General features: G+C 77.3%; 19 protein-coding genes. 10 read left to right on the top strand and 9 right to left on the bottom strand.

The genetic code is table 11. The features are described from left to right. Positions 1–26: 26 nt before the first annotated feature. From AAHH18_RS01445 to hemE, 4 genes are all read right to left on the bottom strand, one after another. The gene (locus AAHH18_RS01445) at positions 27–926 is read right to left on the bottom strand and encodes a uroporphyrinogen-III synthase (protein WP_459349057.1); all 900 of its coding nucleotides are present in this window, start codon (positions 924–926) and stop codon (positions 27–29) included. Between the two features lie 20 nt (positions 927–946). Beyond that, positions 947–1,909 (bottom strand): hydroxymethylbilane synthase, encoded by a 963-nt coding sequence (hemC, locus tag AAHH18_RS01440; protein WP_283318846.1) that lies wholly within the window; start codon positions 1,907–1,909, stop codon positions 947–949. A gap of 65 nt (positions 1,910–1,974) precedes the next feature. After that, positions 1,975–3,477 (bottom strand): protoporphyrinogen/coproporphyrinogen oxidase, encoded by a 1,503-nt coding sequence (locus AAHH18_RS01435; protein ID WP_343300298.1) that lies wholly within the window; start codon positions 3,475–3,477, stop codon positions 1,975–1,977. A gap of 47 nt (positions 3,478–3,524) precedes the next feature. Next, positions 3,525–4,661, bottom strand: coding sequence for a uroporphyrinogen decarboxylase (gene hemE, locus AAHH18_RS01430; RefSeq protein ID WP_343300297.1), 1,137 nt, complete (start codon positions 4,659–4,661; stop codon positions 3,525–3,527). A gap of 65 nt (positions 4,662–4,726) precedes the next feature. Here hemE and AAHH18_RS01425 point away from each other — a divergent pair, with 65 nt between their 5' ends. After that, positions 4,727–5,968: a glutamyl-tRNA reductase gene (locus AAHH18_RS01425; RefSeq protein WP_459349055.1), complete on the top strand. Its 1,242-nt coding sequence runs from the start codon at positions 4,727–4,729 to the stop codon at positions 5,966–5,968. 37 nt (positions 5,969–6,005) lie between these two features. On the opposite strand, the gene purB is transcribed toward AAHH18_RS01425, so the two are convergent. Continuing rightward, on the bottom strand, positions 6,006–7,484 hold the full coding sequence (gene purB / locus AAHH18_RS01420; RefSeq protein WP_283318848.1) for an adenylosuccinate lyase: 1,479 nt from the start codon (positions 7,482–7,484) through the stop codon (positions 6,006–6,008). Positions 7,485–7,657: 173 nt separating this feature from the next. Between purB and AAHH18_RS01415 the strand changes: the two genes are divergently transcribed. Beyond that, positions 7,658–9,250, top strand: coding sequence for a GAF domain-containing protein (locus tag AAHH18_RS01415; protein ID WP_343300296.1), 1,593 nt, complete (start codon positions 7,658–7,660; stop codon positions 9,248–9,250). Between the two features lie 184 nt (positions 9,251–9,434). On the opposite strand, the gene AAHH18_RS01410 is transcribed toward AAHH18_RS01415, so the two are convergent. The 3 genes from AAHH18_RS01410 to AAHH18_RS01400 form a co-directional block, all read right to left on the bottom strand. After that, complete coding sequence (locus tag AAHH18_RS01410) at positions 9,435–11,792, bottom strand: beta strand repeat-containing protein (RefSeq protein WP_343300295.1); 2,358 nt, start codon at positions 11,790–11,792, stop codon at positions 9,435–9,437. A gap of 90 nt (positions 11,793–11,882) precedes the next feature. Next, positions 11,883–13,130, bottom strand: a complete 1,248-nt coding sequence (locus tag AAHH18_RS01405; protein ID WP_343300294.1) for a hypothetical protein — start codon at positions 13,128–13,130, stop codon at positions 11,883–11,885. 190 nt (positions 13,131–13,320) lie between these two features. After that, positions 13,321–13,704 (bottom strand): phage holin family protein, encoded by a 384-nt coding sequence (locus AAHH18_RS01400; RefSeq protein WP_222170787.1) that lies wholly within the window; start codon positions 13,702–13,704, stop codon positions 13,321–13,323. Positions 13,705–13,815: 111 nt separating this feature from the next. Here AAHH18_RS01400 and hisC point away from each other — a divergent pair, with 111 nt between their 5' ends. From hisC to AAHH18_RS01360, 8 genes are all read left to right on the top strand, one after another. Next, on the top strand, positions 13,816–14,880 hold the full coding sequence (gene hisC, locus AAHH18_RS01395) for a histidinol-phosphate transaminase (protein ID WP_343300293.1): 1,065 nt from the start codon (positions 13,816–13,818) through the stop codon (positions 14,878–14,880). Between the two features lie 61 nt (positions 14,881–14,941). Continuing rightward, the gene (locus AAHH18_RS01390; protein ID WP_343300292.1) at positions 14,942–16,177 is read left to right on the top strand and encodes a PP2C family protein-serine/threonine phosphatase; all 1,236 of its coding nucleotides are present in this window, start codon (positions 14,942–14,944) and stop codon (positions 16,175–16,177) included. Further along, positions 16,174–17,748 carry a sensor histidine kinase gene (locus AAHH18_RS01385; protein ID WP_343300291.1) on the top strand — a complete coding sequence of 525 codons (1,575 nt, stop codon included), beginning with the start codon at positions 16,174–16,176 and terminating at the stop codon, positions 17,746–17,748. The genes AAHH18_RS01390 and AAHH18_RS01385 overlap by 4 nt, the downstream gene beginning before the upstream one ends. 2 nt (positions 17,749–17,750) lie before the next feature. Continuing rightward, positions 17,751–18,191 carry a response regulator gene (locus AAHH18_RS01380; RefSeq protein ID WP_343300290.1) on the top strand — a complete coding sequence of 147 codons (441 nt, stop codon included), beginning with the start codon at positions 17,751–17,753 and terminating at the stop codon, positions 18,189–18,191. Positions 18,192–18,247: 56 nt separating this feature from the next. Next, a complete protein-coding gene (locus AAHH18_RS01375; RefSeq protein ID WP_283318853.1) occupies positions 18,248–18,520 on the top strand; it encodes a DUF805 domain-containing protein in 273 nt (90 codons plus the stop codon). Between the two features lie 155 nt (positions 18,521–18,675). Continuing rightward, complete coding sequence (pdhA, locus tag AAHH18_RS01370; protein WP_343300289.1) at positions 18,676–19,800, top strand: pyruvate dehydrogenase (acetyl-transferring) E1 component subunit alpha; 1,125 nt, start codon at positions 18,676–18,678, stop codon at positions 19,798–19,800. Positions 19,801–19,808: 8 nt separating this feature from the next. Continuing rightward, positions 19,809–20,786: an alpha-ketoacid dehydrogenase subunit beta gene (locus AAHH18_RS01365; protein WP_222172894.1), complete on the top strand. Its 978-nt coding sequence runs from the start codon at positions 19,809–19,811 to the stop codon at positions 20,784–20,786. 41 nt (positions 20,787–20,827) lie between these two features. Beyond that, on the top strand, positions 20,828–22,354 hold the full coding sequence (locus tag AAHH18_RS01360) for a dihydrolipoamide acetyltransferase family protein (protein ID WP_283321937.1): 1,527 nt from the start codon (positions 20,828–20,830) through the stop codon (positions 22,352–22,354). 22 nt (positions 22,355–22,376) lie between these two features. On the opposite strand, the gene AAHH18_RS01355 is transcribed toward AAHH18_RS01360, so the two are convergent. Continuing rightward, positions 22,377–22,853 (bottom strand): PPOX class F420-dependent oxidoreductase, encoded by a 477-nt coding sequence (locus tag AAHH18_RS01355; RefSeq protein WP_343300288.1) that lies wholly within the window; start codon positions 22,851–22,853, stop codon positions 22,377–22,379. Between the last annotated feature and the right edge of the window lie 125 nt (positions 22,854–22,978).

Raw genomic sequence — 22,978 nt, 5'->3', positions numbered from 1 at the left:
GCTGCCGCCGTGGTCGTCGAGGCTCGTCATGCCTGCCCTCCGTCGGGGTCGGCCGCCCGGGGTGCGGCGGCGGTGCGGGGCCCCGGGGACGTACCCGCCGGGTGGGCGGGGTCCGTCGGCGGGGCGGGGTCCGGGGGTGCGGTCGGCGTCGGCGGCGACGCGGGGTCTCCGGGCGACCGGTCGTCGACCGCTGCCGCCAGCGCCGCGACCAGGTCGCCCGGCGTCTGGTGCCCGGCCACGGCGGCGACGGACAGGCCGACGCGGCGCGCCTCGGCCGCGGTCGACTCGCCGATGCAGCACACGAGCGTCCCGGCGGGCGGGGCGCCGAGCATGGTCAGCAGGTTGCGCGCGGTGCTGCCCGAGGTCAGCAGGACGGCGTCCACCCCGCCCGTCGCCCAGGCGTCGCGGACCGGCGGCTCCGGCGCGGGCCCGGGCACCGTGCGGTACGTCGTCACCACGTCGACCGGCCAGCCGCGCGCGGCCAGGCCGTCGGCGAGCGTCGGGGCGGCGAGGTCGCCGAGCGGCAGCAGCACGCGCTGCGGCTCGGCGCCGGCCGGGGGCCAGGCCGCGAGCAGCGCCACCGCCGAGGACCGGCCGGCGGGCACCAGGTCCACCCGGATGCCGGCGTCGCGCAGGGCGCGGGCGGTGGAGCCGCCGACCGCTGCGACCCGGACGTCCTCGAGCAGCCCGGCGAGCGTGTGGCCGGTCTCCTCCGCGCGGTCCACCAGCACCGGCACCGCGGCCGCGCTGGTCACGGCCACCCAGCCGTAGTAGCCGACCTCGAGCGCCAGCAGGGCGTCGTCGAGCTCGGTGGGGTCGTGCGGCGGGACGGTCTGGATCAGGGGCACGACGACGGGCTCCGCGCCGGCCGCGCGCAGGGCGATGACGAGCGGGTCCGGCCCGGCGGTCTCCCGGGGGACCAGCACCCGCAGGCCGGCCAGGCCGGTCACGCGGCCAGCCCCGCGAGCGCGGCGGCGCCCGCCCCGAGCAGCTCCTCCGCGAGCCGCGTGCCGAGCGCCGCGGCGGCGAGCGCGGTCCCCGCCGGGTCGTCGGCGGGCGCGGCGGTCAGGGGGGTCGAGGCGGCCCGCCGCAGGGACGCGGTGCCGTCCGGGCGGAGCACCACCGCCTCCAGGTGCAGGACGCCGTCCGGCCCGAGGCCTGCGTGCGCGCCGACGGGGGCCGCGCAGCCGGCCTCCAGCCGGTTGAGCAGCGCCCGCTCGGCCAGCACGGCCAGGTGGGTGGGCCGGTGGTCGAGCGCGGCGAGCGCCCGCGCCAGCGCCTCGCCGTCCGCGGCGTCGGCGGTCCGCACCTCGACGGCGAGCGCGCCCTGCGCCGGGGCGGGGGTCATGACGTCGAGCGGCAGCGCCTCCGTCACGGCGTCGAGGCGTCCCAGCCGCGCGAGGCCCGCCCGTGCGAGCACCACGGCGTCCAGGTCGTCCTCGATGCGCCGCAGCCGCGTGTCGACGTTGCCGCGGATGTCCACGACCACCAGGTCGGGGCGGGCGGCGCGGAGCTGGGCGGCGCGCCGCGGGGAGCCGGTGCCGACCGAGGCGCCCTCCGGGAGGGTGGCGAGCGTGCGGCCGTCGCGGGCGCACAGCGCGTCGCGCGGGTCCTCGCGCACCGGGACCGCCGCGACCACCAGCCCCGGCGCCGGCGCGGTCGGCAGGTCCTTGAACGAGTGCACGGCGACGTCGCACCGGCCGTCGAGCAGCGCGTCGCGCAGGGCCGTGACGAAGACGCCGGTGCCGCCGAGCGTGGCGAGCGAACCGGTCAGCCGGTCGCCGTCGGTCCGCACCCGCACCAGCTCGTGGTCGCCCGCGCCGAGCGCCGTGAGGGCGTCCGCCACGTGCCCGGTCTGGGTGAGCGCGAGCGCGCTCGCGCGGGTGCCGACGCGGACGAGGGGGGACATGCCCCCAGTCTCGGCCACCTCCGGAGGGGTTGTCGAAACCGGTCGCGGGCCGTCCGCCGGGGCCGTCACGCCGTCGGCGCCGCAGCCAGCGCGGACGCCGTCGCGCGGGCGTCCGGCACCACGGAGGCGAGCCCGTTGCCGGACACCCACGCGCCCACGACGGCGAGCCCCGGCACCGCCGCGACCGCCTCGCGGACCTCGCGGACCGTGCTGCGGTGGGCCGCGGTCGGCACCGGCAGGCCCTGTCGCCAGCCGACGCGGGCCGAGGCCCGCACCTGCTCCGCCCGCAGCGGCACCCCGAGCACGGCGGAGGCGTCACGCAGCGCCAGCGCCGTCAGCCCGGGCAGGTCGCCCGGCAGCGGGTCCGCCCCGGGGACGTCCCCCGCCCGGCCGTACGACAGCCGCACGACGTGCCGTCCGGGCCCGGCGGCGTCGGCCAGCCACCCCCACTTGGCGGTCGCGTGCGTCAGCGCCTTCGCGCGCACGCCCGGGACGGCGCGCGCCACCAGGACGCCGGTGCCCCGCGGCGCGGAGTCGAGCTCCGGGGCGTCCAGCACGAGCGTGACCAGCACGATGTCCGCGCCGGGGTCGGTGTGCAGCCCGGCGAGCCCGGGGGCGACGCCGGCGAGCAGCTCGGTGGCGCGGGGGGTCGCGACCACCAGGCGGGGCGCGTCGACCTGGTGCTCGCCGCCGGGCCCGGACACGGTGACGCGGAACCCTCCGGCGTCGCGCGCCACGGCGACCGCCCGCACCCCGGTGCGGACGTCCCCGCCGCGTGCGGTGACGTCGGCGACCAGGGCGTCGACCAGCACGTGCAGGCCCCCGCGGAACCCGGCGACCGCCGACCCCGCCGGCGCCAGCGCCCGCAGGGCCGCGACGCCGCCGGCGAGGGAGCCCGCGCGGCGCACGGCGTCGGACAGGCCGGGCGCGACGGCGTCCACCGCGGTGTCGTCCGGCTCCGCGGCGTGCACGCCCGCGACGACGGGCCGCACCAGCCGGTCGAGCACCCGGCGGCCCATCCGGGCCCGGACCAGACCGCCGAGCGTCGGGCCCGGGCCGCCGCCCGCCCGCAGGCCCGCCGACGCCGGCAGCACGCGGTCGAGCGACGCCCGCAGCGCGCCGGCGGTCCCGAGGGTCCGGCGGACGTCGGGCGCCCAGGGGTCGGCCGGGATGCCGAGCAGGCCGGTGCGCGGCAGCGGCCCGGCGCCGTGCGGCAGCCGCACCCACGCGCCGTGCGGCTCCGGGGCGACGACCCGGTCCGTGAGCCCCAGCTCGTCCGCCAGGGCGGCCACGGAGCCGCCGCGCGTCGCGAACGACTCCGCGCCGGCGTCCAGCCGCAGCCCGTCGACCTCGTGCCGGCCGACGACACCGCCCGGCGAGGTCCACGCCTCCAGCACGAGCGGCCTCAGCCCGGCGATCGCGAGCTCCCGGGCGGCGACCAGCCCCGCGATGCCACCGCCGACCACCACGGCGTCGGGCGCCGTCCCCTGCGTGTCCCGGCCCGCGGGTCGGGTGTCCTGGTCGCTCGTGGCTGCTCCTCGGCTCGTCGTCGCGCGTCGGTCGGGCACCACTGTGCCGGTCGGGGGCCCGCCGCGCGTGGGACCCCCGGCCGCGGTCACAGGGAGTGGACGAGCTCCACGACGCGGGTCAGCACGTCGGGGTCCGTCTCGGGCGGGACGCCGTGGCCGAGGTTGACCACGTGCCCCGGGGCGACGGCGCCGCGGGCGACGACGTCGCGCACGTGCGCCTCCAGCACCGGCCAGGGCGCGGCCAGCAGGGCGGGGTCGATGTTGCCCTGCACGGGCACGCGCCCGTCGAGCCGCCGCACCGCCTCGTCCAGCGGGATGCGGTGGTCGACGCCGACGACGTCCGCACCCACGTCCCGCATCGCGGCCAGCAGCTCGCCCGTGCCGGTGCCGAAGTGCACGCGCGGCACGCCGAGGTCCGCGACGTGGGACAGCGCCCGCGTGGACGCGGGGGCGACGTGCGCCGTGTAGTCGGCCAGGGACAGCGACCCGGCCCACGAGTCGAACAGCTGGGCCGCGCCGGCGCCCGCGAGCACCTGCGCCCGCAGGAACGTGCCCGTGACGTCGGCGGCCCACTGCGTGAGGGCCCGCCACGTCGCCGGGTCGGCGTGCATGAGGGTGCGCGCCGCCAGGTGGTCCCGCGACGGCCTGCCCTCCACGAGGTAGGCGGCCAGCGTGAACGGCGCACCGGCGAACCCGATGAGCGGCGTGGCGCCCAGCGCCGCCGTCGTCAGCCGGACGGCCTCGGTCACGGGGGCGAGCACCTCGGGGGTCAGCGCCTCGGCGGGAGAGGCGTCCCGCAGGCGCGCGACGTCGTCGGCGGTGCGGACCGGGGAGCCGAGCACCGGCCCCACGCCCGGGTGGATGTCCACGTCGACACCGGCGAGCCGCAGCGGCACCACGATGTCGGAGAAGAAGATCGCCGCGTCGACGCCGTGGCGCCGCACCGGCTGCAGCGTGATCTCGGACGCCAGCTCCGGCACCAGGCACGCGTCGAGCATCGCGGTGCCCGCGCGGGCGGCGCGGTACTCGGGCAGCGACCGGCCGGCCTGGCGCATGAACCAGACGGGCCTGCGCGCGGGCGTCCGGCCGCGGTAGGCGGCCAGCAGCGGGGCGTCGGCGGTGCGGCCGTCCACCAGCGGGTGGTCGGCGGGCAGGCCGGTCCCGTCGGGCAGCGAGGCGAGCGCGGTCGCGGGGGCGGGGTCGGGGCGTGACGAAGTCGACATCACCCGTGATTGTGCCCCGTCTTCCCTGGAGTGATTCAATCGTGGGCGTGGTGATGCTGTCGTTGGTGGCCAGTCATCACGACCTCGACCTGTCCGTGCTGGAGCGGTTGTCCGCCGACACGCACGCTGTCGGACGGGAGATCGTGACCGGCTGCGACCCCGTCGCGGGGGCGGTCGTGCTCGCGACCTGCAACCGCTTCGAGCTGTACCTGGACGTCGCCGACGCGGCCGACGCCGACGCGGCCCGTGCCGCGGTCGCCGACGCCGTGGCCGCCCGCTCCGGGTACCCCGCCTCCCGCGTCGCCGCGTCGCTGACGCCCGCGACCGGCCGGCGCGTGGTCGAGCACCTGTTCGCCGTCGCCTCCGGCCTGGAGTCGATGGTCGTGGGGGAGCGGGAGATCGCCGGCCAGGTGCGCCGGGCGCTGACCGCGGCCCGCCGGGACGGCACCACGACCTCCGGCCTCGAGGCGCTGTTCCAGGCGGCGTCCCGGGCGTCGCGCGCGGTCGAGGGCCGCACGGGCCTGGGCGGCGCGGGTCGCTCCGTCGTCGGCGTCGCGCTCGACCTCGTCGCCGGCGACCTGCCGGACTGGCACGACGTGCGCTGCCTGCTCATCGGGACCGGCTCGTACGCCGGGGCGAGCCTGGCGGCGCTCAAGGCCCGCGGGTGCGGCGAGGTGCTGGTCTACTCCGCGAGCGGGCGCGCCGGGCAGTTCGCGGCGCAGCGCGGGGTCACCGCGGCGACCGCCGACCTGGCGGCCAGCCTCGCGGGAGTCGACCTGGTCGTGGCGTGCAGCGGCGCGGCCGGCGCGGTCCTCGACGTCGACGCGCTGATCCGCTCGCGCTCCGCCGAGGCGTCCGTGGGGGCGCGGCCGCTCGCGGTGGTCGACCTGGCGCTCCAGCACGACGTCGACCCGGCCGTCGGCGAGCTGCCCGGCGTCCGCCTGGTCAGCCTGACGACCGTCGCCGAGCACGCCCCGGACGGGCACTCCGCGACGGTGGCGGAGGCACGCGCGCTCGTCGCGGAGCAGGCCGAGGCGTTCGAGCGCACGCGGCGCACCCGCGAGTGGAACCCGCCGGTCGTCGCCGAGCGCCGCCGCGTGCTCGAGGAGCTCGCCGCGGCCGTCGAGGGCCTGGACGAGCGGCGTGCCCGCGCGCTGCGGCGCCGGGTGCGGTCCGCGCTGCACGGGCCGACGGTGCGGGCACGGTCCGCCGCCGCCGACGGGGACGCCGCGCGGTACGCCGCGGCGCTCGCGGACCTCGCGGCCGTCACGGTGCCCGCCGGCGACCTCGCGCCCGCCCCGGCCTGAGCCGGCGCCCGCGACGGGCCGGTGCCGCCCGCCCCGGTCAGTCCTCCAGGTACCGGACGAGCTCGCCCGCGAGCCCCGTGTAGCCGCCGGGGGTGAGCGCGGACAGCCGCGCCGCCACGTCCTGCGGGAGGCCGAGCCCCGCGATGAACTCCCGCATGTCGTCCGCGGTGAGCCGGCGGCCGCGCGTCAGCTCCTTGAGCCGCTCGTACGGGTTCTCCATCCCGGTGACGCCGGCGACCGCCGCCGCGCGCATCGCGGACTGCACGGGCTCGCCCAGCACCTCCCAGTTCTGGTCGAGCTCGCGCGCGAGCAGCTCGCGGTCCACCGAGAGGGCCGCGAGCCCCCGGCGCACGTTGTCGACCGCGAGCAGCGAGTGGCCGAACGCCGGGCCGATGTTGCGCTGCGTGGTCGAGTCGGTGAGGTCCCGCTGCAGCCGGCTGGTGACGAGCGTCGCGCCCAGCGTGTCGAGCAGCGCGCACGAGAGCTCGAGGTTGGCCTCGGCGTTCTCGAACCGGATGGGGTTCACCTTGTGGGGCATCGTCGACGACCCGGTCGCGCCCGCGACGGGGATCTGCACGAAGACGCCCCGCGAGATGTACGTCCACACGTCGGTCGCGAGGTTGTGCAGCACCCGGTTGAAGCGCGCGACGTCCGCGTACAGCTCCGCCTGCCAGTCGTGCGACTCGATCTGCGTGGTCAGCGGGTTCCACGTCAGCCCGAGGTGCTCGACGAACGTGCGGCTGACCTCCGGCCAGTCGGCACCCGGCACGGCGACGACGTGCGCGCCGTAGGTGCCGGTCGCGCCGTTGAGCTTGCCGAGGAACTCCGCGCCGGCGACCCGGCGGAGCTGGCGGCGCAGCCGGTGGGCGAGGACGGCGAGCTCCTTGCCGAGCGTGGTCGGCGTGGCGGGCTGCCCGTGCGTCAGCGCCAGCATCGGGACCTCGGCCAGGTCCCGCGCCATCGCCGCGAGGTCGTCGACCAGGCCCGTCGCGGCCGGCAGCCAGACGTCCTGCACCGCGCCGCGCACCATGAGCGCGTACGACAGGTTGTTGACGTCCTCGCTGGTGCAGCAGAAGTGGACGAGCTCCGACACGGCCGGCAGCACGGTGCCGGGGCCCAGGACGTCGGGCGCCGCGGCGATGCGCTCCTTGATCAGGTACTCGACGGCCTTCACGTCGTGCACCGTCGTGCGCTCGATCTCGGCGAGCCGCGCGACCTCCGCCGCCCCGAACCCGGTCACCACCGCGCGCAGGTACGCCCGCTCCGCGTCGGACAGCACGGGGGCGCCCGGCACGACGCCGTGGGAGGTGAGGTGGATCAGCCACTCGACCTCGACGTGCACGCGCTCGCGGTTCAGCGCCGCCTCCGACAGGTGGTCGACCAGCGGGGCCACGGTGCGGCGGTAGCGGCCGTCCAGCGGCCCGAGCGCCAGCGGCGGCTCGATCTGCGCGAGGGGCACGCGTGCGGCCTGCACGGCGGTGGACGCGGCGGACGGGGTGCGGTCGGGCGCGGGCATGGGCCGCATCCTCCCACGGACGCCCCGCCCCGGGCCGGTCGCCCGTCGCCCCGGGCAACCGGTGGCGGCCGACTCCTCAGCCGGTCCCCGGCGGCGCCGATCGGGAGACCACCTGAGGGGGTGGCCGCGCGGAGCAGACGCGCGGCGGAGGTGGGCGAGCAGGGGGACGACCGATGGGTGCATCGTGGGGGCGGCGCAGCCGTGCGGCCGAGGACGCGGGACGGGGCGGTGCGGACGTCGGCCGCGAGCTCCAGGTGCTGGACGAGGTCGTCCGGGCGCTCGGGGCGCTGCGCACGCCGGGCACCGGCGCCGGGCACGGTCCGGCGGACGGGGGCCTCGCGGAGGTGCTCGAGGTGGTCCGCTCGGGCCTCGGCTTCGACTACGCGTCCGCGTGGCGCGTCGACCCCGGGCACCGCGACCTGGCGTTCGTCGCGCAGCGGGGCGAGCTGTCGGCGGAGCTGACGCGCATGTCGCCGGGCTACCGGATGCCGCAGGGCGTCGGGCTGTGCGGCGTGGCGTGGCAGCGCGACGGCGTGGTGCCGGTCGCGGACCTGCGCGAGCACGCCACCAACTGCGAGCGCGGCGAGGCGTTCCTGCGGGCGGGCGCCCGCGGCGCGATGTCGCTGCCGCTGTGGCGGGACGGCACCGTGGTCGCGGTGCTCGACTTCCTGTCCCGCGACGTCCGCGACGACGGCCCGGAGCAGGTGCTGGTGCTCGACGTGCTCGCGCGCACCGTGTCCCAGGTCCTGGAGGCGCGGCGCGGCGCGGAGGCGATCGCCGAGGTCGCCCGCGACCAGCAGGCCGTCACGACGTCCGTCGCCCGGGTCGGTGCGTGCACCGACGAGGAGGACGCCCTGCGGACCGCGCTCGACACCGTGCGCGAGGAGTTCGGCTGGGAGTACGGCTCGTACTGGGCGGTCGACCCGGAGGCGCGGGTGCTGCGGTTCCAGGTGGAGTCCGGCACCGCGGGCGAGGAGTTCCGGCAGGTCACGCTCGCCGCGAGCTTCGCCGAGGGCGTCGGCCTGGCCGGTCGGGCGTGGCGGGCGCGTGACCTGGTGTTCGTGCGGGACCTGGGCGAGCTGACCGACTGCGTCCGGGCGCCCGCGGCCCAGCGCGCGGGGGTCCGCTCGGGCGTCTGCCTGCCGGTGGTCGTCGGCGACGAGGTGCTCGGCACGATGGACTTCTTCACCAGCGAGAGCATCGAGCTGTCCGACAGCCGTCGCGGCTCGCTGCGCAACGTCGCCCGCCTGGTCTCCCAGCGCCTGGACATCCTGCGGGCCGCCGCCCGGGACCGCGCCGCGTCCGAGGCGCTGCTCGGCAGCGTCGCCCGGCTCTCCGAGAGCGCGTCCGAGGCGGTGCGGGTCGCCGAGGAGGCCGTCGCGCAGACGGCGGCCATGGCGGACGAGGTCCGCACGCTCGAGGCGTCGTCGTCCGCGGTCGGGGACGTCATCCGCGTCATCTCCTCGATCGCGGACCAGACCAACCTGCTCGCCCTCAACGCCACGATCGAGGCCGCCCGCGCCGGGCAGGCGGGCCGGGGTTTCGCCGTCGTCGCCACCGAGGTGAAGGACCTCGCCGGCGGCACGTCCGCGGCGACCTCCCGCGTGGAGCAGCAGGTCGCCGACATCCAGGCCAACACCGCGGCGGTGTCCCGCGGCATCGACTCCGTCAGCACGACGATCCGGCGCATGGACGAGGTCCAGGCCCGGATCGGCGAGGTGCTGGACGAGCAGCGGGAGATGGCCCGGTCCTTCCGGGCGTCGTAGCCGCGGGCGCATGGCCACCGGCCGGTGACGGGCCCGCACCCGTCACCGGCCGGTGGTGCTCGTGCCCTCCTCGGGGGGTGGACCGGTGGTGCCGGCCGCTGCGGGAGGTCGGGACAGGTGTCAGCGTGACCCCCGGCCGGCGACGGTCCCGCACCCGTCGCCGGCCGGCGGCGTCAGCGGGTGGTCAGCCGAGGACCACCCGGGGGAGCCGGCGCAGCAGCACGCCGAGGGCCAGGAGGCCCACCGCGAGCAGCGCCGGGAGCCCGGCCGGTGCGCCGGTCGGCGCCAGCGCCGCGGGGAGCACGGCGGTACGGGCGCCGGTGGTCGCGGCCTCCACCGCCGTGACCACGCCGCCGGCCACGAGCACGTCGGACGACACGAGGGACTCCGGGGACACGGCCTCGGAGCCCGTGGTGCCGGGGTCGGTGGTGCCGGGGTCCGTGGTGCCCGGGTCGGTGCCCGGGTCGGTGCCGGGGTCGGTGCCGGGGTCGGTCCCCGGGTCGGTGGTGCCCGGCTGCGTGGCGCTGGTGACGGTCGCGTCGCCGATCAGGCCGAGCGCGAGGTCGCCGACGGTCACCGGGACGGAGACCGGCAGGGCGACCCCGAGGTCGGCCAGCAGCCCGTCGGAGTCACCGCCGCCGACAGCGGCGTCCGGTGCGTCGGAGCTCCCGGCCGTGCCGGTGCCGCCGGTGACCGTGGCGTCGCCGACGAGGCCGAGCGCGAGGTCCCCGATGGTGACGGGGATCGAGACGGGGGCGGCCACGCCGGTGCCCGCCAGGGCGCCGTCGCTGCCGCCGTCGACGGTGGCGTCCGCGGCGTCGGTGCCGGTGGTCTCAGTGCCCGACCCGCCGGTGACCGTGGTGTCGCCGACGAGGCCGAGCGCGAGGTCCCCGATGCTGACGGGGATCGAGACGGGTGCGGCCACGCCGGTGCCCGCCAGGGCGCCGTCGCTGTCGCCGGAGCCGACCTCGGCGCTGGGGGCGTCGGTGCCGGTGGTCTCGGTGCCCGACCCGCCGGTCACCGTGGAGTCGCCGAGCAGCCCGAGGGAGACGTCCCCGATGGTGACGGGGATCGAGACGGGTGCGGCCACGCCGGTGCCCGCCAGGGCGCCGTCGCGGTCGCCGGAGCCGACCTCGGCGCTGGCGGCGTCGGTGCCGGTGGTCTCGGTGCCCGACCCGCCGGTCACGGTGGAGTCACCGAGCAGCCCGAGGGAGACGTCCCCGATGGTGACGGGGATCGAGACGGGTGCGGCCACGCCGGCGCCGGACGCGATGCCGTCGGAGCTGCCGCCGGCGACGGTGGCGTCCGCGGCGTCGGTGCCGGTGGTCTCGGTGCCGGACCCGCCGGTGACCGTGGAGGCGCCGAGCAGCCCGAGGGAGACGTCCCCGATGGTGACGGGGATCGAGACGGGTGCGGCCACGCCGGCGCCCGACGCGATGCCGTCGGAGCTGCCGCCGCCGACGGTGGCGTCCGGGGCGTCCGTGCCGGTGGTCTCGGTGCCGGACGCGCCGGTGACCGTGGAGTCGCCGAGCAGCCCGAGGGCGACGTCCCCGATGGTGACGGGGATCGGGACGGGTGCGGCCACGCCGGCGCCCGCCGCGATGCCGTCGGAGCTGCCGCCGCCGACGGTGGCGTCCGGGGCGTCCGTGCCGGTGGTCTCGGTGCCGGACCCGCCGGTGACCGTGGAGTCGCCGAGCAGCCCGAGGGAGACGTCCCCGATGGTGACGGGGAGCGAGACGGGTGCGGCCACGCCGGCGCCCGACGCGAGGCCGTCGGAGCTGCCGCCGTCGACGGTGGCGGCCGCGGCGTCGGTGCCGGTGGTCTCGGTGCCGGTCCCGCCGGTGACCGTGGAGTCGCCGAGCAGGCCGAGGGAGACGTCCCCGATGGTGACGGGGAGCGAGACGGGTGCGGCCACGCCGGCGCCGGAGGCGATGCCGTCGGAGTCGCCGCCGTCGACGGTGGCCTCCGGGGCGTCGGTGGTGCCGGCGTCGGTGGTGCCGGCGCCGTCGGTCACCGCCGCGTCGCCGAGCAGGCCGAGCGCGACGTCGTCGACCGTGACGGGCACGTGGACCGGGGCGGCCACGGCCGCGCCGGACGCGGCGCCCTCGCTGTCGCCCTGCTCGACCGTCTCGGTCGGGGCGGCGGGCTCGGCGGTGGTCGCCGCGGGTGCGGCGGCCTGGTCGACCGAGGCGTCGCCGAGGACGCCGACCGCCACGGCGGAGACGTCGACCGGCACCTGGACGGGCGCCGCGACGTCGGCACCGGAGGCCAGGCCGTCGGAGTCGCCGCCCGTCGTGGTGGCGGTGGGCGCCGGTGCGGTCGTGGCGGTCGCCGCGGGTGCGGCGGCCTGCTCCACGGTGGCGTCGCCGAGGACGCCGGCCGCGAGGCCGCTCACGTCCACGGAGACGTCGACGGGGGCGTCGACCCCCAGGCCGGCCAGGAGGCCGTCGTCGTCGGCCGCGTGGGCCGCGGCCGCTCCGGCGACGACGAGGCCGCCGGTGAGGAGCGCTGTCTGGAGCGCTCGGCGTACGGGTGCGTGCATGGTCCTGCTCCTTGCGGTGAGTCGGGGTGCGCCGTGCGGCGCGGGGCCTCGGGGCGCGGGCGACGGGACGTCGCCGGCACCGGGCCGGACTCAGGCAGGGGAGACGGGGACCTCGCGGAGGCGCAGGGGGAGCGTGACGTGGCCGCGGGCCACGGCGAGAAGACGGGAGGCGGTCGGGGCGAGGACGCCGCCGACGAGGACGGCCGCCGTGTCCGTGCCGGCGGCGCCGCGGGTCTGGCTGCCCGACAGGCCCGTGCCGGACGGGGCCGGTGCGCCCGGGAGGGGCGCAGTCGGCGTGCCGTCGGGGCCGCCGAGCGGGGCGACGAGGTCCGCGGGGGCGACACCGGCGAGGCCCGCATCGCCGCCCGCGGCCGCGCCGGCGACCGTGACGGAGCCGGACCCGGTCCGCGAGCTCGCGTCCGCGGGCCCGGAGGTGCGGGTGACCTCGGCCCCCGCGGTCGCGTCGGAGCTTCCGGACGCGACCCGGGCGTGCGGGGACGGCGTGCCGGGGGACGCGGGCAGGCCGGGGTCGACGGGGGAGCCGGGGACGGGCGCGGTGGGCAGCACGCCGCCGGTGACGGGGTCGAGCAGCTCGACGACGGGGTCGACGACGGATCCGACGGGCGTGCCGTCCAGCGCACCGAGCACCGGGTCCAGCACGCCCGCGACCGGGCCGGTGACCGGCAGCAGCGCGGGGGCGATCCCGTCGAGCACGGGCGTGACGGCCGGCGCGAGCGCGCCGAGCAGCGGGCCGACGAGGCCCTGGGTCGCCGGCCGGACCACGCGCTCGACCAGCGGGTCGACCACCGGAGCCAGCGGCTCGGTGGCGGTGGCCACCGGCGCGACGACCTCGTCCGCGAGCGCCTCGGTCACGGGCGCGAGGGCCTCGGTGACGGGCGCGACGACGTGCTCCCCGACGGGAGCGGTCACGGCGGCGGGCAGGCCCTCGTGGCTCGGCGCCGGTGCCCCGGGCGCGGCGCCGGCGGGCGGCGCGGGTGCGGGCGGCGGCTCGGCGGCCGGCGGCGCCGCCGGTGCCGGGGCGGGAGCGGGGACCGGGGCGGGTGCAGCGGGTGCGGGAGCCGGCGTCACGGCCTCGACGACCGGCGCCAGCACCTGCTCCGTGACGGGCTCCACGACCGCGCCGACGAGGCCGCCGACGCCGCCGAGCAGCGACCCGACCGGGCCGGCCGGCGGGGCCTCCTCGGCGGAGGCGGCGGGCGCGAGGGCGATCATCGCCGTGCCGGCGAGCGTCAGCCCGCCCGCGGCGAAGAGCCCGCGGCGGAGCCACCGGGACGCGACGGAGCGCACCTGCGGTGCACAGCGCGGTCGCGTCGACATGGCGACTCCCCCCCTGAAGCCTCCGGCGTGGGCCGCACCGTCATCGGTGTGGCCCGGACCACATCGACGCTAGGCACGCCCGTGGGGGGCGGCAACAGGAGGTTGGTCCGGTCGGGTGACGCCGCGGGCCTGGCCTGCGCGGACGTCCGGGCCCGCGGGGGACGCCACGGCGGGGGCCGTGGGCCCGCGGTCAGTCCCGGCGGCTGCGCGGGATGGCGACGCTCAGCGCGAACGACACCACCGACACGATCAGCGCCCCGACGAACGCGTCGCCGAAGTCGTCGATCCGCAGGCCCCAGGACGTCTGCTCGGTGATCCACGCGGTGAGCATGAGCATCAGCGCGTTGACCACGAGCGTGAACAGGCCGAGCGTGAGGATGTACAGCGGGATCGACAGCACGTGGACGATCGGCTTGACGATCGCGTTGACGATGCCGAAGACCAGCGCGACCGCGAGCAGCACGCCGATCTCACCGCCGGTGGTGTCCGCCCCGACGATCGAGATGCCCGGCAGCAGCACCTCGGCGAGCCACAGGGCGACGCCGCTGATCAGGACGCGCAGGAGGAAGCTCATGGGTCGATCGTGCCATCCCGCGCGGAGGTGCGGCAGGGGATCCGGCCCGCGGGCGTCCCGCCCAGTGACCCGCCCGGCCGGGCGGCGGCCGTCCGGTGGCATCCTGACGGCGTGAAGCGCGTCCCCCTGCGTCCCGCCCTCGCCACGCTGCCCCCGTACGTCCCGGGCGCGCGGGTGCCGGTCGGTGCGGCGGCCTACAAGCTGTCCTCCAACGAGAACCCGTACCCGCCGCTGCCGTCGGTGGTGGCGGCGATCGCGGACGGCGCGGTGGACGTCAACCGCTACCCGGACATGTACGCCACGGAGCTGACGGAGGCCCTGGCGGGCCACCTGGGCGTCGGCGCGGACCAGGTCGTCGCGGGGTGCGGGTCGGTCGCGGTGCTCGGGCACGTCCTGGCGGCCTTCTGCGACGCGGGCGACGAGGTCGTGCACCCGTGGCGCTCGTTCGAGGCCTACCCGATCATGGTCACGCTGGCCGGGGCGACCGGCGTGCCGGTGCCCGTCTCCGCGGACGGGCGGCTCGACCTGCCCGCGATGGCCGCGGCCGTGACGGACCGCACCCGGGTGGTGCTGGTCTGCACGCCCAACAACCCGACGGGCCCGGCGGTGCACGCGGACGAGCTCGACGCGTTCCTCGCGGCGGTCCCGCGGGACGTCCTCGTGGTGCTGGACGAGGCGTACGCGGAGTTCGTCCGCGACGCGGCGTCCCCGGACGGGCTGGCGGTGCTGGCGGCGCACCCGAACGTGGTGCTGCTGCGCACGTTCTCCAAGGCCTACGGGCTCGCGGGCCTGCGCGTCGGGTACGCGGTCGCCGACGCGCGCCTGGCCGCGGGCATCCGCTCCGCGTCGACGCCGTTCGGGGTGTCCCACCTGGCGCAGCTCGCCGCGGTGGCGTCGCTGCGCGCGTCCGGTGAGCTGCTCGACCGCGTGGACGGCATCGTGCGGGAGCGCACCCGGATGCTCGCGGGTCTGCGCGCGCACGGCTGGGACGTCCCGGACAGCCAGGCGAACTTCGTGTGGCTGGGGCTGGGCGACGACGCGGCGCGCTTCGCCGCGGAGGCGACGCGCGCCGGCGTGCTCGTGCGGCCGTTCGTGGGCGACGGCGTCCGGATCAGCGTCGGGGAGCCCGAGGCGACGGACGTGGTGCTCGAGGTCGCGGGGGAGTTCCGCCGCTGACCTGCCGTTGCGGTCCGCCAGGGCTCGCCTATGCTGCGACCAGCTCGACGAAGGGGGCCCGGTGACGGACAGCACGACCGCCGACGGGGCGACCCCGTCGGGGTGGCCCGGCGCCGCGCCCGACCCGGCCGACCCGGCGATCGGCGGTCCGATCGCCGTCCTGCTGGTCGAGGACGACGACGGCGACGCGCTGCTCGTCGAGGAGCACCTGGCGGACGCCGGGCTCGACGTGCGGCTGGCGCGGGCCCGCTCGCTGGACGAGGCGACGGACCTGCTGGACGTCGACTGCGTGCTGCTGGACCTCGGCCTCCCGGACGCCGTGGGGCTCGGAGCCCTCGAGCGGCTGCTCGCGGCCGGCGCGCCGGCGGTCGTCGTGCTGACCGGGCGGACCGACACCGAGACGGGCCTGCAGGCGGTGGCCGCGGGCGCCCAGGACTACCTCGTCAAGGGCGAGGTCGACGGGGAGCTGCTCAGCCGGTCCGTCCGCTACGCCGTCCAGCGCCGGCGGCTGCAGGCGGTCGACCGCGCGCTGTACCGCAGCATGGTGCGCGCGGAGGAGACGGTGCGGTTCGAGAGCGCGCTGCTGCCGCGCCCGGCCGTGCGGGACGACGCGCTCGAGGTGCTCGTGGGCTACCGCGCGGGCCGCGACGGCGTGCTCGGCGGGGACTTCTACGACGTCGTGGAGCGACCGGACGGCTCCGTGCTGGCCATCGTGGGCGACGTGTGCGGCCACGGCCCGGACGAGGCGGCGCTCGGGGCCGTGCTGCGCACCGCCTGGCGGACGCTGGTGCTCGCGGACGTCCCGACGGGCGGGCTGCTGCCGCTGCTGGAGCGGGTGCTCGTCTCGGAGCGGACCCGCGCCGAGGTGTTCACGACGATGTCGATGGTCGAGGTCGCGCCGGACCGCGGCTCGGTGGACCTGTACCTGGCGGGGCACCCGGTGCCGATCGTCGTCGGGGACGGGGCGTCCCGGCCGTCCGAGCTGCTGCCGACGGACCTGCGGGGGCGCGCGCTGGGCATCCCCGTCGACGGCACGTGGTCGCCGCGGCGGCTCGACCTCGGCCCGTCGTGGCGCCTCATGATGTACACGGACGGCGTCCTGGAGGCCACGGTGGGCGGCTCCCACGAGCGCATCGGCAAGGAGGGGCTGCTGGACGTGGTCGACGACGCGGTCCGGACGGCCCCGCGCCACCAGGTGGTGCACGAGGTGCTGCACGAGGTGCGGCGCCGGCACGGCGGGGAGCTGGTGGACGACACCGCGATCGTCGTCCTCGGCTGGTCGGGGGCGCCCGCGTGAGCGCCCCGCAGGCGCCGGTGCGGACGAACGCGACGCTCCGGCGGCGGCTCGGCCGCGCGCTGGTCGCCGGCTCCGTGGTGCTCGGGCTGGTGGCGGTCGGCGCCGCGGTCGCGCTGTGGCGGATGCTGGACAGCCAGGACCTGGTGACCGACGGCTACTTCGTCGCGATCACCGACGCGGAGTCGGCGTACACGCGCCTCGTCGACGCGGAGACGGCCGTGCGCGGCTACGCGCTGACGGGGTTCGACGGCACGCTGGAGCCGTACGAGCGGGCGTCGGGTGCCACCGCGGCGCTGCGGTCGGACGCGCGCGACCCGGCCGTGCGGGAGGCGGCGGAGGCAGCGGTCGCGGCCGCCGAGCGCTGGGACGCGGAGTTCGCCGCCCCGACGATCGAGGCCGTCGCGGCGGACGGGCCGTCGGCGGTGACGCCGGAGGAGGTCGAGCAGGGCCGCGTGCTCTTCGACGGCACGCGCGCCGCGGTCGAGGCGTACCTGGACGTGCTGCGGGAGGGTCGCGACGAGGCCGCCTCCGACCTGGCCGCCTGGACGCGCATCGTCATCGGCTCGCTGTTCGCGCTCGTCGTCGCGGGTGCCGTCGCGGGGTTCGCGCTGTGGGGCACGCTGCGCCGGTGGGTCACCGCCCCGCTCGACGCGCTCGCGTCCGACGCGCGCGTCGTGAGCGGCGGCGACCTGCACCACGAGGTGCGGACCACCGGGCCGGGCGAGATCGCGGAGCTCGCGGAGGCCGTCGAGCGGATGCGGCTGCACCTGGTGGCGCAGGTGCAGGAGGTCGAGGCGTCCCGCGCGGAGATCAGCGAGGCGCACGACCGGCTCAGCGAGCAGGCGGAGGAGCTGCGGCGGTCGAACCGCGACCTCGAGCAGTTCGCGTACGTCGCGTCGCACGACCTGCAGGAGCCGCTGCGCAAGATCTCCTCGTTCACGCAGCTGCTGCAGAAGCGCTACGGCGGCCAGCTCGACGACCGCGCCGACCAGTACATCGCGTTCGCGGTCGACGGCGCGAAGCGGATGCAGCAGCTCATCCAGGACCTGCTGGGGTTCTCCCGGGTCGGGCGGCTCGGCGGCGAGCTCGCGGACGTGCCGCTCGAGGGCGCGCTCGCGGACGCGCTGGACAACCTCGCGGAGCTGGTGGCGGACACCGGCGCCGTGGTCGAGCACGCGGACCTGCCCGTCGTCCGCGGCGAGCGGCCGCTGCTCGTGCAGCTGCTGCAGAACCTCGTCGGCAACGCGATCAAGTTCCGCGACCCCGGGCGTCCGCCGGTGGTCCGGATCACCGCCGAGCGGGTGGGAGACTTCTGGGAGGTCGAGTGCCGGGACAACGGGATCGGCATCGACCCGCAGTACGCGGACCGCGTCTTCGTGATCTTCCAGCGGCTGCACCCCAAGGACCTGTACGAGGGGACGGGCATCGGCCTGGCCCTGTGCAAGAAGATCGTCGAGTACCACGGCGGTCGCATCTGGCTCGGTGAGCCCGACGGTCCCGGCACCAGCGTCCGCTGGACGCTGCCGGCCGCCGAGGCGTCCGCACCGGGGCCCACCGACGGAACGGAGTGAGCGTGGCACGCACCGGCAAGGTCATCGACGTCCTGCTCGTCGAGGACGACCCGGGTGACGTCCTCATGACGCGCGAGGCGTTCGAGGACAACAAGGTCGCCAACCGGCTCGCCGTGGTGTCCGACGGCGCGAGCGCGCTGGCGTACCTGCGCAAGGAGGGCGAGCACGCCGACGCCCGCACGCCCGACCTGGTGCTGCTGGACCTCAACCTCCCCCGCATGGACGGGCGCGAGGTGCTCGAGGCGATGAAGAACGACGCGGAGCTGCGCAGCATCCCGGTGGTCGTCCTGACCACCTCGGAGGCCGAGGAGGACGTCGTGCGGTCCTACGCGCTGCACGCCAACGCGTACGTCACCAAGCCGGTGGACTTCGACCGCTTCATCGAGGTCGTCCGCCAGATCGACGAGTTCTTCGTCGAGGTCGTGCGCCTGCCGCAGCGCTGACACCTCCGGCGCCCGACCCCTCGCCCGCACGCCCGCGGGCGAGCATGCTGGGCGTCATGGACACCACGGACTGGCAGGACAACGAGGTCGTCGCGTGGCTGACCGGTGGCGTCGGGCTCGTCGTCGCGGTGGCCGTCTGGCTGATCTTCCTGATCGCCTACATCCGGATCATCCAGAAGGCCGGCTACTCGGGCTGGTGGATCCTCATCGGCCTCGTGCCGGTCGTGAACGTGGTGATGTTCCTCGTCTTCGCGTACTCCCGGTGGCCGGTGCAGCGCGAGGTCGACGAGCTGCGCGCCCGCGTCGGGGGCGGCGGCTACCTGCGCTGAGCTGCCGTCCGGGGGTTGTCGGGACCCCACAACGGGGGGCCGCCCGTCTTGACGCGCCCCGGGCCCTCGGACCTACGGTTGCGTAGCCTACGCTGGCGTAGGTTACGACAGGCCCCCGGTCCTCCGAGGGCGCCCCCCAGGCGAAGGAGTACCGCGTGAGCCCCAGCGGTCCGCTCACCGACGACGGCCTGGTCCAGCTGCTGACGCCCACGGGCGAGCGCGTGGACCACCCCGGTTACGCACCCCGGGTCGCCCACCTCGACGCCGACGCGCTGCGCGGCCTGTACCGCGACATGGTGCTGGTCCGGCGGTTCGACACCGAGGCGACCGCCCTGCAGCGCCAGGGGGAGCTGGGCCTGTGGGCGCAGAGCCTCGGGCAGGAGGCCGCGCAGGTCGGCTCCGGCCGGGCGCTCGCCCCGCAGGACTACGTGTTCCCGTCCTACCGCGAGCACGGCGTCGCGCACACCCGCGGCCTCGACCTCACGCAGATCCTGCCGCTGTTCCGCGGCGTCGACCACGGCGGCTGGGACTCCGACGCCCTGCGGTTCCACCTGTACACGCTGGTCATCGGCTCGCACACGCTGCACGCCACGGGCTACGCGATGGGCGTGCAGCGCGACGGCGCGGTCGGCACCGGCGACCCCGAGCGGGACACCGCCGTCGTCACGTACTTCGGCGACGGGGCGACCTCGCAGGGCGACGTCAACGAGGCCCTGGTGTTCGCCGCCGTGAACAACGCGCCCCTCGTGCTGTTCTGCCAGAACAACCAGTGGGCGATCTCCGAGCCCACCACCCGCCAGGCGCGCGTCCCGCTCGCCGCGCGCGGCCCGGGCTTCGGCGTGCCGAGCGTGCGCGTCGACGGCAACGACGTCCTCGCCTGCTACGCCGTCACGGCCGAGGCCGCCGAGCGCGCGCGGTCCGGCGGCGGCCCCACCCTCATCGAGGCGTTCACCTACCGGATGGGCGCCCACACCACCTCCGACGACCCGTCGCGCTACCGCTCGGCGGCCGAGGAGGACTACTGGCGCCAGCGCGACCCGATCGACCGGCTCGACGCGCACCTCACCGCGACCGGTGAGCTGTCCGACGCGTTCCGGGCCGAGGTGGCGGCCGAGGCCGACGCCCTCGGCGAGCGCGTCCGGACCACGGCCCGCGCGCTCGGCCGGCCGGAGACCAGCACGATGTTCGAGCACGTGTACGCGACGCCGCACGCGGTGGTCGACGCGGAGCGTGCCTGGTTCGAGGACTACGAGGCGTCGTTCACGGGGGGTGACCGGTGAGCCAGCGGATGACGTTCGCCAAGGCGATCAACACGGGCCTGCGCAAGGCCCTCGAGCGCGACCCGAAGGTCATGCTCATGGGCGAGGACATCGGCACCCTCGGTGGCGTGTTCCGCGTGACCGACGGGCTGGCGAAGGACTTCGGCACCGACCGCGTCGTCGACACCCCGCTCGCGGAGTCCGGCATCGTCGGCACCGCCATCGGCCTCGCGCTGCGCGGCTACCGGCCGGTCTGCGAGATCCAGTTCGACGGGTTCATCTTCCCGGCGTTCGACCAGATCACGACGCAGCTGTCGAAGATGCACTACCGGTCGCGCGGGCGGCTCACCCTGCCCGTCGTGATCCGGGTGCCGTACGGCGGCGGCATCGGGGCGGTCGAGCACCACTCGGAGTCGCCCGAGGTGCTGTTCGCGCACACCGCCGGCCTCCGCGTGGTCAGCCCGTCGGACCCGCAGGACGCGTACACGATGATCCAGCAGGCGATCGCCTCGCCGGACCCGGTGCTGTTCTTCGAGCCGAAGGGCCGCTACTGGGAGAAGGGCGACGTCGACACGGACGCCGACGCCGTCGCGGCGCCCTCGACGCTCGACGGGGCGCGCGTGCTGCGACCCGGCACCGACGTCACGCTCGTCGCCCACGGCCCGACCGTCGCCACCGCGCTCAAGGTCGCGGACGCGGCCGCCGCCGAGGGGCGGTCGGTCGAGGTCGTCGACCTGCGCGCGATCTCCCCGCTGGACGTGGGCACCGTCGTGGAGTCCGTGCGCCGCACCGGCCGCTGCGTGGTCGTGCACGAGGCGCCCGTGCTGTACGGCACCGGGGCGGAGGTCGCGGCCCGGGTCACGGAGGAGTGCTTCTACCACCTCGAGGCGCCGGTGCTCCGCGTCGGCGGGTTCCACACCCCGTACCCCGTCGCCAAGCTGGAGCACGAGTACCTGCCCGGCCTCGACCGCGTCCTCGACGCCGTCGACCGCGTGCTCGCGCACTGACACCGCCCGACGTCCCACCCCCCACCCAGGGAGCAGCACCCGTGCCGTCCTACCAGCAGTTCCGCCTCCCCGACGCGGGCGAGGGCCTCACCGAGGCCGAGATCGCCGCCTGGCACGTCGCCGTCGGGGACACCGTCGCGATCAACCAGACCATCGTCGAGATCGAGACCGCGAAGTCGCTGGTCGACCTCCCGTCCCCGTACGCGGGCGTGGTCACGCGGCTGCTGGTCGCCGAGGGCGAGACGGTCGAGGTCGGCACCCCGATCATCGAGATCGACACCGACCCGACCGGGTCCGCGCCCGAGGGCGGCGCGCCCGGCGCCACCGGCGTGGGGCCGGAGGTGGCGGTGCAGGACCCGACGTCGGACGCGGAGCCGGTGGCGGCTGCTGCGGCGGCGGAGCCCGCGCCGGAGGCCGAGGAGGCCGGCGGCGCCGTGCTCGTCGGCTACGGCACGGCCGCCGCTCCCACGCGACGCCGGGCGCGGTTCACCTCGGCCGAGGGCGACCCGGCCGCCGGCGCGACGTCGGCCGCCCCCGCCGACGCCGACGTGCGCCCCGCGACCGCCGGGCCCGGCGCGTCCCGGACCGGCGCGGCGTCCGCGGCCCCGGTCGCCGTCCCCGCCGCGGCGCCGTCCGCGACCGAGCCGGACACCCGCGCAGGGGGCCGCGCCCTCGCCAAGCCGCCGGTCCGCAAGCTCGCCCGCGACCTCGGCGTCGACCTCGACTCCGTGCAGCCCACCGGCCCCGGGGGCATCGTCACCCGCGAGGACGTGCTCGCGCACCAGGCCTCCGCCGAGGCCCGCCAGCTCGCCACCTACCCCGGCGACGACCAGCCGTGGCTCGCGTCCGGCACGGTCTCGCCCGACGGCCGGCAGACCCGCGTCCCCGTGAAGTCCGTCCGCAAGCGCACCGCGGAGGCCATGGTCACGTCCGCGTTCACCGCGCCGCACGTCACCGTGTTCCACACCGTCGACGTCACCCGCACGATGCGCCTCGTCGCGCGCCTGCGGGAGGACCGCGAGTTCCGCGACGTCCGCGTGACGCCGCTGCTCATCGCCGCCAAGGCCCTGCTGCTCGCCGTCCGCCGCCACCCGGACGTCAACGCGTCCTGGGACGAGGCCGCGCAGGAGATCGTCTACAAGCACTACGTGAACCTCGGCATCGCCGCCGCGACCCCCCGCGGGCTCGTCGTGCCGAACATCAAGGACGCGCACCGGCTCGGCCTGCGCGACCTGGCGCTCGGGCTCGCGGACCTCACGTCGACCGCCCGCGCCGGCAAGACGACCCCGCGGGACATGTCCGACGGCACCATCACCATCACGAACGTCGGCGTGTTCGGCATCGACACCGGCACCCCGATCCTCAACCCCGGCGAGGCCGCGATCCTGGCCTTCGGCGCCATCCGCGAGCAGCCGTGGGTGCACAAGGGCAAGATCAAGATCCGCCACGTCACGCAGCTCGCGCTGTCCGTCGACCACCGCCTGGTGGACGGGGAGCTCGGGTCGCGGGTGCTCGCCGACGTCGCCGCGGTGCTGGCGGACCCGGCGCAGGCGCTGGTCTGGGGCTGAGGGCGGCGGGCGGCCCGGTCGCTCAGCCGTCCAGGCGGGCGGCGACGTCCGCCGGGAAGCCGCCCGTCGCGACCGGGCCCCAGCGGGTCGGCGTGACGCGGATCAGCGACTTGCCCTGCACGCGCATCGCGGCGCGGTACTCGTCCCAGTCCGGGTGCTCGCCGGCGATGCAGCGGTAGTAGTCGACGAGCGCGTCCTCGGCCTCCGGCATGTGCAGCACCTCGGCGTCGCCGTCGACCTGCACCCAGGGGCCGTCCCAGTCGTCGGACAGCACGAGCACCGAGACGCGGGGGTCCCGCTCGGCGTTGACCGTCTTCGCCCGGCCCGGGTAGGTCGACACGACGATGCGGCCGGACCCGTCGACGCCGCCGCTCACCGGGGACACCTGCGGGCGGCCGTCGCGGCGGGCCGTCACCAGCAGCAGGTGGTGGCGCGGGCGGACGAAGTCGAGCAGCTCGGGCCGGTCGACGGTGCGGGTGGTCGCGATGGATCGGGCCATGGGTCGACCCTAGGCCGCGGCGCGCGCGCCCGCCGCGGAGGGCGCCCGGGCGGGACGTCGCACCGATGTGGCAGGTCGCTTCCGCGGTGCTCTCGGCGAGGGCTAGCGTGGAGGGCCCCGCCCGC

The organism is Cellulomonas olei (assembly GCF_039548315.1).
GTDB lineage: Bacteria > Actinomycetota > Actinomycetes > Actinomycetales > Cellulomonadaceae > Cellulomonas.
This window is presented reverse-complemented; position numbering and strand designations above follow the sequence as displayed.